20 protein-coding genes are annotated in these 16,349 nt (G+C 39.7%); 16 read left to right on the top strand and 4 right to left on the bottom strand.

The genetic code is table 11. From position 1 onward, the window contains the following. Positions 1-66: 66 nt before the first annotated feature. The gene (locus CEF19_RS04585) at positions 67-444 is read right to left on the bottom strand and encodes a DNA-binding transcriptional response regulator (RefSeq protein WP_100404987.1); all 378 of its coding nucleotides are present in this window, start codon (positions 442-444) and stop codon (positions 67-69) included. 84 nt (positions 445-528) lie between these two features. Then, positions 529-1,011: a cyclic pyranopterin monophosphate synthase MoaC gene (moaC, locus tag CEF19_RS04580; RefSeq protein ID WP_100404986.1), complete on the bottom strand. Its 483-nt coding sequence runs from the start codon at positions 1,009-1,011 to the stop codon at positions 529-531. 119 nt (positions 1,012-1,130) lie between these two features. On the opposite strand from moaC, the gene CEF19_RS04575 reads away from it, so the two are divergent. From CEF19_RS04575 to CEF19_RS04515, 13 genes are all read left to right on the top strand, one after another. Beyond that, entirely contained in the window at positions 1,131-1,649 is a 519-nt protein-coding gene (locus CEF19_RS04575) for a MogA/MoaB family molybdenum cofactor biosynthesis protein (protein WP_100404985.1), read from the top strand. Between the two features lie 132 nt (positions 1,650-1,781). Beyond that, on the top strand, positions 1,782-2,345 hold the full coding sequence (locus CEF19_RS04570) for a biotin transporter BioY (RefSeq protein ID WP_100404984.1): 564 nt from the start codon (positions 1,782-1,784) through the stop codon (positions 2,343-2,345). A gap of 93 nt (positions 2,346-2,438) precedes the next feature. Further along, the gene (locus CEF19_RS04565) at positions 2,439-3,911 is read left to right on the top strand and encodes an AMP-binding protein (protein ID WP_100404983.1); all 1,473 of its coding nucleotides are present in this window, start codon (positions 2,439-2,441) and stop codon (positions 3,909-3,911) included. Then, positions 3,904-5,052, top strand: coding sequence for a thiolase family protein (locus CEF19_RS04560; RefSeq protein WP_100404982.1), 1,149 nt, complete (start codon positions 3,904-3,906; stop codon positions 5,050-5,052). The genes CEF19_RS04565 and CEF19_RS04560 overlap by 8 nt, the downstream gene beginning before the upstream one ends. After that, positions 5,052-5,426 carry an FAS1-like dehydratase domain-containing protein gene (locus CEF19_RS04555; protein WP_157800879.1) on the top strand — a complete coding sequence of 125 codons (375 nt, stop codon included), beginning with the start codon at positions 5,052-5,054 and terminating at the stop codon, positions 5,424-5,426. Before CEF19_RS04560 ends, CEF19_RS04555 begins: the two co-directional genes overlap by 1 nt. Before the next feature lie 13 nt (positions 5,427-5,439). Further along, on the top strand, positions 5,440-5,829 hold the full coding sequence (locus CEF19_RS04550; protein WP_100404980.1) for a MaoC family dehydratase: 390 nt from the start codon (positions 5,440-5,442) through the stop codon (positions 5,827-5,829). Next, on the top strand, positions 5,826-6,620 hold the full coding sequence (locus tag CEF19_RS04545; protein WP_100404979.1) for an SDR family NAD(P)-dependent oxidoreductase: 795 nt from the start codon (positions 5,826-5,828) through the stop codon (positions 6,618-6,620). The genes CEF19_RS04550 and CEF19_RS04545 overlap by 4 nt, the downstream gene beginning before the upstream one ends. A 92-nt stretch (positions 6,621-6,712) precedes the next feature. Continuing rightward, positions 6,713-7,981: a molybdopterin molybdotransferase MoeA gene (locus tag CEF19_RS04540; protein WP_100404978.1), complete on the top strand. Its 1,269-nt coding sequence runs from the start codon at positions 6,713-6,715 to the stop codon at positions 7,979-7,981. Continuing rightward, positions 7,978-8,493, top strand: coding sequence for a molybdopterin-guanine dinucleotide biosynthesis protein B (gene mobB, locus CEF19_RS04535; RefSeq protein ID WP_100404977.1), 516 nt, complete (start codon positions 7,978-7,980; stop codon positions 8,491-8,493). The genes CEF19_RS04540 and mobB overlap by 4 nt, the downstream gene beginning before the upstream one ends. Then, entirely contained in the window at positions 8,490-8,960 is a 471-nt protein-coding gene (locus CEF19_RS04530; protein ID WP_100404976.1) for a molybdenum cofactor biosynthesis protein MoaE, read from the top strand. Before mobB ends, CEF19_RS04530 begins: the two co-directional genes overlap by 4 nt. After that, the gene (gene moaD / locus CEF19_RS04525) at positions 8,957-9,190 is read left to right on the top strand and encodes a molybdopterin converting factor subunit 1 (RefSeq protein ID WP_100404975.1); all 234 of its coding nucleotides are present in this window, start codon (positions 8,957-8,959) and stop codon (positions 9,188-9,190) included. Before CEF19_RS04530 ends, moaD begins: the two co-directional genes overlap by 4 nt. Positions 9,191-9,478: 288 nt before the next feature. Continuing rightward, positions 9,479-10,996 (top strand): flotillin family protein, encoded by a 1,518-nt coding sequence (locus CEF19_RS04520; protein ID WP_100408206.1) that lies wholly within the window; start codon positions 9,479-9,481, stop codon positions 10,994-10,996. A gap of 102 nt (positions 10,997-11,098) precedes the next feature. Then, on the top strand, positions 11,099-11,218 hold the full coding sequence (locus CEF19_RS04515; RefSeq protein WP_100404974.1) for a DUF4023 domain-containing protein: 120 nt from the start codon (positions 11,099-11,101) through the stop codon (positions 11,216-11,218). 79 nt (positions 11,219-11,297) lie between these two features. On the opposite strand, the gene CEF19_RS04510 is transcribed toward CEF19_RS04515, so the two are convergent. Both CEF19_RS04510 and CEF19_RS04505 read right to left on the bottom strand, forming a co-directional pair. Further along, positions 11,298-12,215 carry an aldo/keto reductase gene (locus CEF19_RS04510; RefSeq protein ID WP_100404973.1) on the bottom strand — a complete coding sequence of 306 codons (918 nt, stop codon included), beginning with the start codon at positions 12,213-12,215 and terminating at the stop codon, positions 11,298-11,300. 14 nt (positions 12,216-12,229) lie between these two features. Continuing rightward, positions 12,230-12,841 carry a molybdenum cofactor guanylyltransferase gene (locus CEF19_RS04505; protein ID WP_100404972.1) on the bottom strand — a complete coding sequence of 204 codons (612 nt, stop codon included), beginning with the start codon at positions 12,839-12,841 and terminating at the stop codon, positions 12,230-12,232. Between the two features lie 96 nt (positions 12,842-12,937). Between CEF19_RS04505 and CEF19_RS04500 the strand changes: the two genes are divergently transcribed. The 3 genes from CEF19_RS04500 to CEF19_RS04490 all read left to right on the top strand — a co-directional run bounded on the left by CEF19_RS04500 (position 12,938) and on the right by CEF19_RS04490 (position 16,165). Next, on the top strand, positions 12,938-13,732 hold the full coding sequence (locus tag CEF19_RS04500; RefSeq protein ID WP_100404971.1) for a M23 family metallopeptidase: 795 nt from the start codon (positions 12,938-12,940) through the stop codon (positions 13,730-13,732). Continuing rightward, entirely contained in the window at positions 13,725-14,591 is an 867-nt protein-coding gene (locus CEF19_RS04495) for a M50 family metallopeptidase (RefSeq protein WP_100404970.1), read from the top strand. Before CEF19_RS04500 ends, CEF19_RS04495 begins: the two co-directional genes overlap by 8 nt. A gap of 68 nt (positions 14,592-14,659) precedes the next feature. Next, positions 14,660-16,165 carry an Rne/Rng family ribonuclease gene (locus tag CEF19_RS04490; protein ID WP_227521913.1) on the top strand — a complete coding sequence of 502 codons (1,506 nt, stop codon included), beginning with the start codon at positions 14,660-14,662 and terminating at the stop codon, positions 16,163-16,165. Positions 16,166-16,349: the final 184 nt, after the last annotated feature.

The following is a 16,349-nucleotide window of genomic DNA, read 5'->3' as shown; positions in this document are numbered from 1 at the left end:
TGTTTTTTTGCTTGCTGGAATAATCATTTAGACGCAACTAAAACAGGATCGCATGGCGATCCTGTTTTAGTTACTAGTTGATAAAGCTCCGTAAAAGTAGGAGTAAACCTTTTCCCTGAAATCTTGAATAGCAAAAGGTTTAGAACAGTAGATTATTTTTAATGTGTTTGAATGAAGACTTGGATGACGTCCCGTTGACATAATCATTAGAGTCGGTTTTTCTACTCGGTACATCAATTCTACTTCGTTTACTAATCTCGAAGCCGACACATCCTGTAATTCGTCACTTAAGATGATCAAATCAGTGTCTATTGTATGAATTTGTTCAATAAAAGCTTGTCCTGTTTGAAATAAATGGGCTTCGATACCCATTTTCCTTAAGTGATACTCCATTAATATTACATGGGAAGGCTCGTCTTCTACAATTGTAATATGCAATGACATACATAATGTCCTCCACTCTATAAAACAATTATTAATTTTATATTAAGATTTCATAGAGGAAATATCAAGATATTTTTGACGGTTTTAGGAACTTTTTGTAAAATCGCCACTTTTTCCACCTGTTTTCCGAGAAAGGTAGGTCGAACCAATAATCATCCCTTTATCAAGTGCTTTACACATGTCATAGACAGTTAGCGCCGTTGCGGAAGCTGCCGTCAATGCCTCCATTTCTACTCCTGTTTGTCCTTTTGTCTTAACTTCAACTCTTATACGCAGGATCCAATTCTTAGTCTGTTCCCAAGAAAAATGGATGTTCACACCGGTAAGAGATAACGGATGACACATTGGAATCCACTGTGACGTATTTTTGGCTGCCATAATTCCAGCAACTTGAGCAACTGCAAGAACATCGCCTTTACCGATTTTCCCTTGTTCAATGTTTTCATAGATTTCCTCGCTTACTTCAATGCTTGAATGGGCAATTGCCGTTCTAGCGGTAGTTGCTTTTTCTGAAATATCAACCATTTTTGCTCTTCCTTGTTCATTAAAGTGGGTTAAATCACTCATCTTCTTTTTCGCCTCGCTTTTTTGTGCTTCACCTTAATTGATAAAGGCCGTCTTTTCTATAAATTCTGTGCTATCATAATGGAAAAGAATGTGGATTGTCAATTAAAGGAGGAATGAAAATGTCAGTGGAAGAACACAAAAGGGAAGCCCCCCAAGTTGTGCGCTGCATGATTTTGACTGTTTCTGATACGAGAACACTTGAAACGGATAAAAGCGGGGCCCTAATTAAGAAAATGCTCGAGGAGGCTGGACATTGTGTAAGTGAGTATCAAATCATTAAGGATGAGTATAGCGGGATTCAACATTGGTTAAAGATTGTTGGAGGCCGTGCCGATATTGATGCAGTTCTTATAAATGGAGGAACAGGCATTGCCCTTCGCGATACAACATACGAGGCAGTTCGCGATAGCTTGGATAAAGAGATGCCGGGGTTTGGGGAGATATTTCGTTATTTAAGCTTCACCGAAGATATTGGCACAGCAGCGATATTAAGTCGGGCCGTAGCTGGTGTTCGGGAAGGTAAGGCGATTTTTTCGATGCCAGGATCATCAGGTGCAGTTAAGCTAGCCATGAAGCGAATCATTGTGCCTGAGCTAGGTCATGTAATGAGAGAAATTTTAAAGGATCAAAAAAAATAAAATTATAATATAATGCTTTTCTGCGTAATGTTCTCATTTTAAGTTCTATTGTTAACAATAAATAAATACAGGTTGACAAACGAGGTTTTGTTTTTTATAGTAAACCTATTAAAACAAAAGTGAGGAATACGTATGAAACTAAGACAATTAATGTATGTTTCAATGTTTGCTGCAGTTGTTGCAGCGCTAGGTATATTTCCCCCTATTCCTGTACCGTTTACACCTGTGCCTATTACGGCTCAGACTCTTGGTGTAATGTTAGCAGGAGCAGTTCTAGGTGCGCGTTTAGGATTTATGAGTATGGGGTTGTTTGTCCTGCTTGTTGCTGTTGGTTTACCTGTGCTTGCAGGGGGCCGTGGAGGATTAGGCATATTATTTGGCACGAGTGGCGGGTATATTTTAAGTTGGCCTTTCGCAGCATTGGTAATTGGTTATCTCGTTCAAACCAATTGGTCCAAAATAAGGTTATGGAAGATGGTATGTTTTAATATAATTGGTGGTGTGCTTGTCGTTTACGCTGGTGGAATTACCTATCTCTCAATTGTGACAGATTTAACTTGGTTTCAAGCAGCTGGTTCAGCACTCATTTACATTCCTGGTGATATGGTGAAAGCTGTCGTTGCAGGCTCTGTAGCGATAAGTATTAGAAAGGCGCTTTTTCCAAGAGCCATTGAACCTTTGAAACGCGCTTCATAGTCTGGTTGTCTAGCAAGAGCTAGACGACCAGGCTTTTTTTAGATAAACTTTCCTTGTTGAAGAAGATTTAAAACAAATAAAGTTGGAGGGGAAATGATGATGATTGGTGAAACGCTGAAACAACATGCAAGCTTACAAGGGGAAAAGGCGGCGATTCGATTCAAAGATGTAGAAATTACATATGAACAATTTTATCATCACATTCAACGTTGGAAAACGAAACTGCATACAATTTTGAAAGTAGACCGTCCAAAACGAGTTGCTCTGTATCTACATAATGAACCATTGTTTCTAGAGCTTTTCTACGCCATCATTTCCCTTGGCTGGACGGTTGTACCGCTTGATTATAAATGGACTACAAAGGAAAGAGAGCATGCTCTATCAATCTCGAATCCGAATTTGGTTATTTGCCATCTTAAAGATATAGATAGGTGTCAAGAAAGTGCAGTGACCCTAACAGTGCTAACGGTCGAAGAGTTAATCCAATCAAAGGAGGTTGAAAAATTATCGATTCAAATAGATGAGGAACAGCCTTTTTATCTAGGCTTTACTTCGGGGAGCAATGGTCGTCCAAAAGGATTTTTACGCAGTCATGCCTCTTGGTTAGAGAGCTTTAAAAGCTGTGAAGATGCTTTTTCATATACAAAGGACGATACGATTTATGCTCCTGGTTCTTATGTTCATTCTTTATCTTTGTTTGCGGCTATTCACGCCCTGCACATCGGATCTACACTATGGGTGACTGATTTGTTCTGTGCAAATGAAGCAGCAGAATTAATTCAGACTGGAAAAATCAATGTTATGTATGTCGTCCCAACGATGCTAGAAGCCATTAGGCGAGCACTGCCCGCCTATTCGAAGGCAAAAGTAAACATGATTTTATCCTCAGGTGCAAAATTGACTGAAGAATCCATAAGAGAACTGAGAGACTATTTTCCTACAACAAAGTTTTATGAATTTTATGGAGCTTCTGAACTAAGCTATGTTTCTTTTATTGATTACCAACAACATTCAAATAAGATTGGTTCAGTAGGAAAAGCGTTTCCTGGAGTTGAAATAGTCATTAAAGGGCTAAATGGTGAGAAGATACAAAGCAATGAGGTTGGGGAAGTTTATGTAAAAAGTAAGCAGGTGTTTTCTCAATATGTAGATGACGAACAGAAGACTAAAAATGTTATTCAAGGGGACGAAGCGACAGTTTCTGATATTGGTTACTTGGATCAGGATGACTTTCTTTATCTGATTGGTAGAAAAGGAAATCTCATTATTACAGGTGGATTGAATGTATTCCCTGAGGAAATAGAGCAGATCGTTAAGCAATTCCCTGAGATTGAAGAGGCAGCACTGCTCGGAAAAAACGATAATTATTGGGGAGAGAAGCTAGTGCTGTTTGTAAAGTGGAAAGGAAGCCAAAATCTATATAACGTTATAGAAGCATGTAGAGAGTATCTTTCAGCTTATAAATGCCCGAAGGAAGTAATTGAGCTAGAAGTATTCCCTTATACAACAAGTGGGAAGGTTAATCGAGAAAGGCTACAGGAATTATTGGAGGAAATACATGAGTAAAGCTGTTATCGTTAGTGCAAAAAGAACGGCTATTGGCAAAGTTGGAGGAGTTCTTAAAGAAATGCATCCTCAGGAATTAGCAGCAGTGGTCATCCGACAAATTCTGAAGGAAACGAGACTTGAGCCAACAGAAATTGATGAAGTCATTCTCGGTAATGCCATTGGACCTGGTGGGAACATTGCAAGGTTATCAGGGCTAGAGGCAGGTCTACCGGTATCTGTTCCTGGTATGACGGTTGACCGCCAGTGTGGATCGGGACTTGAAGCGGTTATACAAGCAGCACGACTGATTCAAGCTGGGGCTGGTGAAGTATACATTGCGGGAGGAGTTGAAAGCACTAGCCTTGCCCCATGGAAGCTTGAAAAGCCAACAAGCCAGGTGGGGTTTCCAACTGTATTAAAACGAGCACGCTTTTCACCTGATGCTATTGGAGATCCGGATATGGGAATGGCAGCAGAAAACGTTGCCATACAGTATGGAATTAGTCGAGAGCAACAGGATTACTTTGCCTTGAACAGCCACCGTAAAGCGATTAAGTCTTTGGACGAAGGGCGTTTTGTTGCTGAGATTGTTCCGTTAAATGGTATCACCTTAGATGAGTGCCCGAGGCGAGAAACATCCTATGAAAAGCTCAGTCAACTGCAACCAGTATTTAAAACGATGGGCACGGTAACAGCCGGAAATGCTTGTCCGATAAATGACGGGGCCGCCATCCTATTAATCATGTCTGAAAAAAAAGCTCTGAAGCTTGGCTATACCCCTATTTTAGAATTTGTTGACGCAACAAGCGCTGGAGTAAATCCAAATGTGTTAGGAATTGGACCTGTTCCTGCAGTGAGAAAACTACTTAGGCGCCAATCATTATCGGTTTCCAATCTCAATTTGATCGAGTTTAACGAAGCTTTCGCAGCTCAAGTTCTCGCTTGTTTAAAGGAATTGGAGATAGATGAAGAGGTTGTCAATATTGGTGGGGGTGCACTAGCGATTGGACACCCATACGGGGCATCTGGAGCAATTTTAGTCACGCGTTTATTTTCTGAGATGATAAAGGGAAACGGCAAGCTAGGTCTAGCGACGATGGGCATTGGTGGAGGCATTGGTTTAGCGGCATTATTTAAGCGTTATGAATGGAGAAAATGATGGAATTATTAGTAGGATTGAAGACTGAGGAAATTGAAGTGACTGTTACTGAAGAAATGATACAAACTTATCTAAAAGCAATAGGGGAAATATCTTCAATAGGCGAAGGGGAGGCACCAATTACGTTTCTAATGACATTTTGGCAGAAAATAAAAATCCCTTGGTTGCAATGCTATGAGGGTTTTATTCACGGTGAACAAATGTTTGAGCTTCGCGAACCAATTTGTGCAGGTAGCAGCTATCTATGTTCAATTAGCCTTACAAAAAGAACAAGAAAACGAAATCTAGAATTTCTTGTTCACACACTTACCATTTCAAACGAAGGCAAATTGATCGGGAAAGCGACATCGACGTTAATACGAAAAATAGCATGAGGAGTGCAATGTGATGGGAGAAAGAGTTTGTTTAGCAGCAAATACATTTCAAATAAATGAGGACTTAGTTTCGAGTTATGGTTATGCCCTCCAAGATTTAAATCCAATACATTTCGATGATAAGGCTGCTGAAGACGCCGGGTACCCTGCGAAAGTGGCTCATGGTATGATTTTGATGACTCTAGCACAAAAGACGATTACTTTGAAAGAAGTAGGGTGGTTTGCTTCTATGTATGAGGCGAGGTTCACAGCACCTGTTTTCGTTGGTGAGAGGATCTTTATTGAACCAGTTATGCTTAGCGAAGAGGAAAGTATGATGCAGTTTCGGATTGAAGCACAAAACCGAGGAGGCAAAAAGGTATTAGATGGTTTTGTCGTCTTTACTAAAAGGAGCTCAACATGAACGGGAAAGTCTTCATTGTTACTGGATCGACTAGAGGAATTGGTAAGAGCATTGCCTTGCACTTAGCTAAATGTGGTGCGAAAGTGGTAATAAATGGACGTACAGAGGAATCAGTTACAAATGCTGTCAATGACCTGAACAAGAAAGGATATGAAGCCATTGGTGTCCCGGGTTCAGTTGAAATGATAACGACTGGGGAAGCACTTGTTAAAGAAACCTTAAGCAACTTTGGTGTTATTGATGGAATTATAAATAATGCGGGGATTGTTCGTGATAGGATGTCGCACCGGATGAGCGAGCAAGAATGGGACGATGTTATTTCTGTTAACTTAAAGGGAACGTTCAGTTGTACGATTCCTTTTATCCGTTACATGAAAGAATTGAAGCGCAGCGGTTCGATAATCAATATGACATCTCTAGCAGGGATCGAAGGAACGATTGGTCAGTTAAATTATAGTGCAGCAAAAGCTGGAATTATTGGGATGACAAAGACTTGGGCAAAGGAGTTAGCGTCATTAAATATAAGAGTTTATGCAATTGCTCCGGCAGCTTACACTGATATGACACGTCCCTTTCTAGAAGAGCAACATGATAACGATGAAAAGTCTAATTATTGGGATATTGGCACAGCAGATGATGTAGCACGCTTTGTCCTTGCCTTAGTAGAAAACAAGAAGCAGACTATCTCAGGTGAGGTGTTTAGTATAAATGGAAAGAGCATAGGTATTTGGCATAACCCTGCTTATGAAATCCTAAGTGAAAATGGAGTTTCTGGAATTCAAGATCTATAAATAAATGTAAGTTAACTTAACACTTCGCTGTCTTTTTAATCAAGAATCCCGTATAATGAGAACCTATTTACACGAGAATTGAGGTGGATGACTTGGTCGAACACAGGAAACCAATATCAGTAGCTGAGGCTGTAAAGGCAGTCCTCAACCATAGTCAACATGCAGAGAAAGAACTTGTCCCAATTGAATATTGTGACGGTCGTTATTTAGCTACGGAATTAAAGGCAGACCACGATGTACCACCATTTGATAAATCGCCACTCGATGGCTTTGCGGTCCGTTCTGAGGACACGACGAAGGCAACACGTGAGAATCCTATAACCCTGAAAATTATAGAAGAAATCGGTGCAGGTTCTGTTGCAAAAAGAATCCCGCAACAAGGGGAAGCAATTCGAATTATGACTGGCGCGCAAATTCCAACAGGTACAGACGCGATTGTTATGTTTGAACTGACGAAGGAGCATAAAAAGGATGGACAGGCGTTTATTGATATAACACGTACCTTCCAAAAAGGAGATAATATTTCCTTCCAAGGGGAAGATACGATAAAAGGGACGGCGCTTGTAGCAAAGGGTCGTCAAATTGATGCCGGTGTGAAGGCATTACTCGCTACATTTGGGTATGCACAGGTTCCAGTTTTTAAAAAACCTAAGGTGGGCATTTTTGCAACAGGTACTGAGTTACTTGATGTAGCGGACCCACTAGAGCCTGGAAAAATTCGGAATAGCAATGCCTATATGGTTGCCTCCGAGTTAAATCAAATGGGAGCAGAGCCCATCTACTTAGGAAAACTCGTTGATGATTTTGAGCAATGTTACGAAGCAATCTCATCTGCTTTAGAAAAAGTAGACCTTTTAATTACAACAGGTGGTGTCTCTGTTGGTGATTATGATTATTTGCCAGCGATATACAAGAAGCTTGGTGCGAATGTATTGTTTAATAAAATTGCTCAACGTCCGGGTAGTGTGACAACAGTTGCTGAATTAGATGGAACCTTATTGTTCGGATTATCAGGAAACCCCTCAGCCTGTTTTGTTGGCTGTGAATTATTGGTTCGACCCCTAATACTCACTAGTTTTTCTAGTGAGAAACCACATTTACAAAGAGAGAAGGCTTTGTTAGCACAGGACTTTCCAAAGCCGAATCCATTTACTCGTTTTGTCCGAAGTCGAACCTATTTTGAACATGGCTGCTTGCACGTTATTCCAACGGGCTTAGACAAGTCAGGTGTTGTTACCTCTCTTGCGGATGCGAATGCACTAATAATCTTACCAGGTGGAACCCGTGGCTACGAAGCTGGGATGCGAGTTGATGTCCTGTTATTGAACGGTGAAGGAAGCGCTTGGATGTGGAATGAATGAGAAATGTTTGGCAAATTATTGGCTTCAGTAACAGTGGGAAGACGTCATTAGTAGAGAACCTTCTTGAACGTGCAGATAAACAAAATAAACGGGTTGCTACGATAAAGCACCATGGCCATGGCAAAAATTTAACCGTACTTGATACTGGGAAAGACTCATGGCGCCACCGGGAAGCTGGAGCAATAGGCAGTGCTGTGGTCGCTAATAAGACATTACAGCTACAAGTGACCAGTCAAGTGACATGGCAAGTTGAAGATATATTATTATTTTATAAACAGCTGAACCTTGATGCCGTAGTAATCGAAGGCTATAAGCAAGAAAATTATTTAAAGATTGCGATTGTTCGAAAGCAAGCGGACATGGTGTTAATAAATGAAGTAACGAATATCAAAGCACTTGTCGTGTGGGATGGCTTACATGTCCCCGTTGAATTTAAGGGGAGCGTATTTGGCATCAATGAAGTTGAACAAATTGCCATGTGGTTATTTGATCAGTGGGAGGAACAAGTATGAGTGAGAAAATGTTTGAAATAACAAAAGATGAGATTTCAATAGAAGTTATTGTCAAGAAAGTAACTCACCCTCATGCAGGAGCAATTAATACTTTTATTGGGACGGTACGCGAGCTAACAAAAGGTAAGCGGACACTTTATTTAGCGTATGAAGCCTATGAGTCTATGGCTGAAAAAAAGTTAAAGCAAATTGGTGATGAAATTATTGAAAAGTGGTCGGATGCAAGAGTAGCCATCACACATCGAATTGGAAAACTTGAAATCTCTGATATTGCAGTTGGTATTGCAGTTTCAACGCCACATCGCAATGATTCATATGAAGCGAGTCGTTATGCAATTGAGAGAATTAAAGAGATAGTTCCGATTTGGAAAAAGGAACATTGGGAAGACGGTGAAAAGTGGATTGGTGATCAGCTTGAGAACACAGCTTATCCTTTAGGTGCCCCTGAATTGGAGGGAGAGAAATGATTCAAGTGTTATTGTTTGCTGATTTGGAAGAAATCGTAGGTCAAAGAGAACTGTCAATAGAGTTCGATAAAGGGACAGTGCTAGATGTGAAAAACTTACTTAATGCCACCTACCCTAGGCTTTTATTAGACAATGTCATGGTGGCAGTAAATGAGGAATACGCAGAGCTTAAACAGGATATAAAGTCAGGTGATATTGTTGCATTTATTCCACCTGTTAGCGGTGGTTAATTAAACAGTAAAATGAAGTGTGTCCGCCGAATGTTCTCTATAAATATAAGGGGGGTGTGACATAAGGTCGGTTTTGGACCTTATGTCACACCCCTTTAAGTTAATGTAGCGTACTGAGCCCATTGCCATATCTATTTATGTTTTGGGACAGTCCTTTCTTTTAAACAATACATACTTTTTGTGTAAAAAAAGTATGTTATTGTTTAAAAATGAAACTTCCTCTACAATAATACGTAGGAATATACATAGCCACAATGTGCTAATTTTTATAAGGGGTGATGTATTTTGATAAATATTATTGGACTCATACTGGCAGGAATTATTTTATTTATTTTACTTATAGTAGGCGGTATAGGATTTTTTATTTTCAAGAAGCGGTATAAGACGGCAAGCTCCAACCAAGCGTTAATTATTACCGGGCCTAAATTAGGTGATCCAGAAGAAGACAAACGAATCTTTTTTGATGAGAACGGAAGAAGTTTGAAAATTATTCGTGGTGGTGGTGTGCGCTTGAAGCTATTCCAAACATGCACACCAGTTGATTTAAATTCTTTTCAAATTAAATTGACTACGCCAAAAGTTTACACTTTACAGGGGGTCCCGGTGATAGCGGATGCGTTTACCTCTGTGAAAATTGCGGATACGTTAATTGGGATTGCCAACTATGCAGAGCAATTTTTAGGGAAAAAGCAGGATGAAATTGAAGAAGAAGTATCGAAGGTTTTAGGAACAAATTTAAGAGCAATCTTATCGAAAATGACCGTGGAACAAATTAACAATGATCGTGAGTCCTTTAACCACGAGGTCCAGGATATTGCCCAGCAAGAATTAGATAATATGGGCTTTAAAATTACGTCATTTGGTTTAGACGATTTAAGGGATGCGGATGAAGAAAATGGTTATTTAGATAATTTAGGTCGCCCTCGAATTGCGGAAATTCGTAAAAAGGCTGACATGGCAGAATCTGATGCTGAGAAAGAAACCCGAATGTATAAAGCAAAAAACCATCAAGAAGCACAAGATGAAGAGAATAAGCGCTTAACGACGATTGCTGAATCGAAAAAAGAAAAGGATATTAAGGAAGCACAAATAAAAGAAGAAACTGAGAGAGCACGAGCGAAATCAGAGCAATCATATGAACTAGAAAAAGCTAGACTAGCTCAACAAGTCAAAGAAGAAGAAATGAAAATACAATATATAGAGCGGCAAAGACAAGTAGAATTGGAGCTTGAGGAACAAAAGCGTAGAAAAACTCAAGCAGATTCAGACGCGTATGATATTAAGGCCAAGGCTGAAGCGGAGGCATCAAAAGCTCGAATTGATGGTGAAACAAAGACAGCCATTGAGAAAGAAAAAGGCTTAGCTGAAGCAGAGGTTATTCGTGAACGAGGTCGGGCTGAGGCCGAGGCGAAAGAATTAATGGCCACTGCGATGGAAAAGTATGGCGAAGCAGCCATTTTGGAAATGTTTATCGATATGCTGCCTAAATATGCTCATGAAATTGCCCAACCTCTTTCTAAAATTGAAAGCATGAAAGTAATCGATATGGGCGGTTCCGATTCAAGTGGAGGGGCGTCGAAAATTACAAACAATGTGACGAAAACGATGCTTGGGCTTCAGGAAAGCTTGAAAGAAAGTACAGGTATGGATTTAAAGGGAATGCTTGAGAGTTTTGTGTCACGTGGAAAAATTAATGATTTCGGTCAAAGTAAGTCAGAAGTAGCAGCAAGTAGTGTTGAAGAAAAGCAAGAGAAAGTTACTGGCAATAACGCTGAAACTCGAGAAAATGAGCAAGAGAAGGAATAGCCATTAACAGCTTTTGAATGAAGGAATGTAGTGGTTTAATGCATGGATGCCTCCTTAATAGGTTAAAGTAACAGGTAACCTGAAAATCAAGGAGGATAAGCAATGGATAACACACATGAGTTTGTTGAAAAGTTACATGATAAGCAAAAGAAGGATGAACAAAACAAAAAACGCCAAGGTAAAGGAAATCCTAGCGATAAACTACCGAATAAGCAGCATTAAGCGAGAGGCCACTAAAAAAGGAAGGGTTGTACTGTTTTTAGTGGCCTCTGCTCTTTATCTTTTTCTAAATCCTCTAAACTTAACGATGTTGCTCATAGGATGGGGCTTTTGTTAATTCTTTAAAAGCAGTTATTTCATCTTGCGAAAGGTTAAGAGCTTGGATGGCTTTAACATTATCTGCAATTTGTTCAGGCTTACTAGCACCTGTAATCACCGACGCTACGACTGGATGAGCTAGATTATAGAGTAGTGCATTTGACGTCAATGTGCGTACACCACCAGCTTGCTTTAAGGCTTCTTGGACGTGGTTTAGTTCTTCAAACGTATAACTTAGATACCCTTTTTCTTTTAGGGTTTTAGGTCCTTCATGGAGTGGGCGTTCGGTTAAAATACCTTTTGCTAAAGGCCCCCTTGCGACAACGCTAACGTTATTTTCTTCTAAAAAGGGAAATAACTCTTCGGGTCTGCGGTCAAGAAGGCTATATTGCATCATGACACTTACAATTGTTGAACGTTCAACATATTCCCGAATAACATTAGGTCGAATCGATGAAATGCCATACTGGCGAATGTGTCCTTCTTGTTTTAACTCTTCAAACGCTTCAATAGTTTCATCAATGTTATCTTCAATCGTTCCACCATGAAGTTGGTATAAATCAATATAATCTGTTTGTAGCCGCTGTAGGCTTTCTTTAACTGAACGTTTAATATGTAATTTAGAGGGGTCCCATGTCCAACCATCTTTACCTTTTTCAAACTTGTTACCAACCTTTGTAGCAAGAACGATATCCTGGCGTTTGCTCTTGATTACCTCGCCGATTAATTCCTCGTTTACTCCTTGGTCATACAAATCAGCTGTGTCTAGGTAATTAATACCTAAATCAAGTGCCTTATCAAGAATGTTTTTTGCTACATTTTTTTCTGTGCCAATGGACATGCAGCCAAGGCCTACAACACTTACTTCTAAATCAGAGTTTCCTAATTTACGGTTTTCCATGAGTAATCTCTCCTTTACAACTCTTTATTATTAAACAATTCTTCAAGATGACGTTGTTCTCCTTCATCATTAATGTTCAGAAACCAGTAACTATTTTCCTCAAATCGAATATCCTCGATGAATGATGTCTTGACTCGTTCAAATAGAGTACCTACTCTATAGAGTCCCTCATCCAACAAGTCCTTAATAATAGGCATACATGAACGATGGTAAAGCCCCATAAGAGGCTGTCTTTTTCCATGAACGATAGGAATGATAGCTGAGTATCCATTTTGGATATGTTCTAGAAGAGTATCGTAAATAACTTGATGGATCATAGGTGTGTCACAAGGTGCTGTAGCAAACCATTCTGCAGCTGAGCTACTCATTGCAGAATGTAATCCTGCAAGTGGTCCGCAGCCCTGATAAGGAGGAATGTCTTCAATGACTTCTAATTTAGTTAAGCTAGAAAACTGAGCGGTTAATTTTGGATGACTAACAATTATTGTTTGTTTACAACTCTTGAGGGCTTCAAGACTGTAGGAATAATAAGGTTTACCTTGAAATAAAGCCATTGCTTTAGGAGAGCCGAACCGTTGGGACTTACCTCCAGCCAGTAAAACGCCTCGTACATTTTTGTGCATCATTATTTCCCCCTAACCATCTATACCCATTATGGCATAACAAAAACGGACAAGTCATATAGTTAGAGTAAGACGATGGTGAAGAGGAAGGGGAAGCGTATGTCTAAGGATATAAATAAAGTTCGAAAACGTTTAGAATCAAGGCGACGAACAATCGATTATCAGGTGAAGCAGCGTGAGCGTACCGTGCCAATGCTTATAAATCGTCATGAGGAAGAAAGAGAAGAACCAGATGTTTATTATCAACCGATAAATCGACAAGAGAAACCTAAACCAAAGGGAGCAGATTTCTTTCTTATGAGAACACTGTTGGCTGTATGTTTATTTTTCGCGATTGCGATTCTTTACCAAAACGGATCTCCTCAATTCGAAAGTGCTCGTCAATTTGTAAAAGGGGCTTATGAACAGCAATTTCAATTTGCGACTGTGGCCAATTGGTATGAAGAACAATTTGGCCGACCACTTGCACTCGTTCCTATGAACCAAGATGTGGCATTAGGTGATATTGAGGAGCAAAATGAGGCTGAGCTAGTGTATGCTGTTCCTGCTTCAGGAGGAACGGTGGTAGAGAACTTTCAACAAAATGGTCAAGGAATTCTCGTGGAAACAGGCAAGGGAGCCGGTGTAGAAGCTGTCAAAGGTGGACACGTAACATCCGTTGGTCAAAGTGAACAAGGACTTACAAAAACAGTTATTGTTCAACATCCTGATGGTACAGAATCGATATATGGAATGCTAGACGAAGTAATGGTTAATATGTATGACCACATTAAATCGGGTCATAAAATTGGTACTGTATCGACTAGCGGTCAAGCAGAGAAAGGAGTTTTCTATTTTGCGTTAAAAAAGGGTGACGAGTATGTTGATCCAAGTGATGTGATTATGTTTGAGTGAACTGTGGATTCTCTTAAAGAAGGTTAAAATAAATCCTTTGTTTTGGTTTGTTCTCAGTGTTGGTATTATCACAGGGTACTTTCGGGAAGTCATCATGGTGTTTCTCATTGTTTTTATTCATGAAATGGGGCATGCGGGTGTAGCTCATTACTTTAAGTGGCGTATTCATAAAATTGAACTCTTGCCGTTTGGTGGAGTCGCTGAAGTTGAGAACCATGGTAACTGGCCAATCCGAGAAGAATTTTTTATTATAATTGCCGGGCCGATTCAACATATCTGGTTAATCGGTCTTTCTTTTTTGATGGTTGAGACGTCATTTTGGTCAAGTACTGACCACCAAGTATTTATTTGGCACAACGTCACAATATTAATATTTAATTTACTTCCAATCATGCCCTTGGATGGTGGCCGTCTCGTTCAATTATGGTGTACCTATTGCTGGCCTTATCAAAGGGCATTAGTCATCTCATGGTGGATGTCTGTTTCAATCCTTTTCCTTCTTGTTTTGATAAGTGGATTGTTTTTTCCGTATCATTTAAATTTATGGGTAGTACTAGGGTTCTTAATTATTGCCAATTATCTGGAATGGAAACAAAGGCCTTACCGTTTTATCCGCTTTCTTATGGCTAGGCAACATTTTTCTACGCCTCACACGTTTTGCAAAAAAACGATAAAAGTACAAGGTAGCTTGTCAGTAAGAGATACAGTCAAGCTTTTTCGCAGAGGGGTTGTCCATCGAATTCTCATTCGTCACCCTTTTAAAGAGTCTTTACAATTAGAAGAAAAAGAATTATTACATGCATTATTTCAAGAGAAACAACTTAAAACCCCAATAGCGGAATTGATAAGAAAAATATAGTATGAGTTAAACTTACATCAAGAATTAAGGTACAATAGAGGGAAGAAGGGCTAAAGGGGCTGCGTAATGTGAAAAAAATCTACTTTAACATGACAACAAGAGAGCGGAGAGCGGCAATTGTTGAACATGATCGAGTGGTTGAATTAATGATTGAGCGACCGGTAGAAAACAGAATTGTCGGGAATATATATCTAGGTCGAGTCATTAATGTTTTACCAGGAATGCAAGCGGCTTTTGTTGATATCGGTCGGGATAAGAATGGGTTTTTATATCGAGATGATTTACTCTCTTTTCACTTATCAACAGAAAATGAGGATACGAAAAAGAAACGAAATGTATCTGAATTTGTTAAACAAGGAGAAGAAGTTCTCGTTCAGGTTACGAAGGAAGGGTTTGGAACGAAGGGACCTCGTTTAACCGGTGTGGTCTCTTTTCCTGGTCGTTATGTCGTTTATATGCCAGAAGGCGGCTATATCGGAATTTCAAGACGGTTTTCATCCGAAGCAGAACGTGAACGTTGGCGTGAACTTGGCGAAGAAATGCTTCAAAAAGAAGAAGGGATGATTGTCCGAACGATTTGTGAAGGCCGAGATACTGATATTATCAAACAAGATTTGCAATTTCTAAGGATGTGTTGGCAAGAGATTTGGAAAGAAGGAAAAAATCGTAAGGCGCCAGCACTTATCCATCAAGATTCAGGACTTTTAGAACGAGTTGTTCGAGATTTTTCGTTCGAAGATGTATCGGAAGTAGTCATTGATAGTCTACGGGATTATCAAGTTCTTAAAGTATTACTCGAGCCTTATCCAGAACTGCGAGCGAAGCTGAAGCTTTATAGAGAAAGAGAGAATATCTTTTCCGCTTATGCTATTGAAAAAGAGTTAGAGAAGGCTTTGCGTCAACAAATATGGCTGAAAAATGGCGCCTACCTTATGATTGACCAAACTGAAGCGTTAACGGTCATTGATGTTAATACTGGTAAATTCACCGGAAAAACAGATTTAAATGACACGATCGTAAAAACGAATAAGGAAGCGGCGAAGGAAATCGCTCGTCAGCTGAGGCTGCGTGATATTGCCGGGATTATTGTCATAGATTTCATTGATATGAAGCGAGAAGAGGATCGCCTTGAAGTGTTACGGATATTTCAACACGCGTTAAAACATGACCGTACAAAAACGAATGTTGTTGGACTGACGGGACTAGGCCTTGTTGAGATGACACGAAAAAAGGTGAGACAGAATTTGCAGGCAAGTCTTTCAAAAATTTGTCCAACCTGCCAAGGGAAGGGTGTAGTTTTGTCTGATGAAGCCAATGCTTTTAAAATAGAACGCGTATTGTGGGAGCATCAAGGAATGGATGAGGATGCCCTCTTACTTGAAATTCCTTCAAAAATAGCAAAGGTTTTATTTGGTCAAAAAGGTGAGCATTTAAAGAGACTTGAGGAGGCGCTTGGCTTTCGTATTTTCGTATATGCAAATCGCCTGTTGCCAGAGGATAAATTTGCGATACGATTTATTGGCAATAAAGAAGATGCTACAGAGCAGCTTGAACGCTTAAAAGCAAGTAAGTAGGAGTTGAATGATGACAGCAATAAAAAGGTAAAAAAAAAGACGAACTTTTCATTAGATGAGGGCGTTGGACGAGTAGTTTACGGATGAGTTTTGACATTGTCATCCAATGTAAATTTTAGTAAAATGACATCCACAGTAATACATGACGTCAATTTGGCAGAAAGGGAAATTGATTATTTCTCTT

It is taken from the genome of Bacillus solitudinis (assembly GCF_002797395.1).
Classification (GTDB): Bacteria; Bacillota; Bacilli; order Bacillales; family Bacillaceae_D; genus Halalkalibacter_A; species Halalkalibacter_A solitudinis.
The sequence above is the reverse complement of the archived record's forward strand: the minus strand, read 5'-3'. Positions and strand labels throughout refer to the sequence as shown.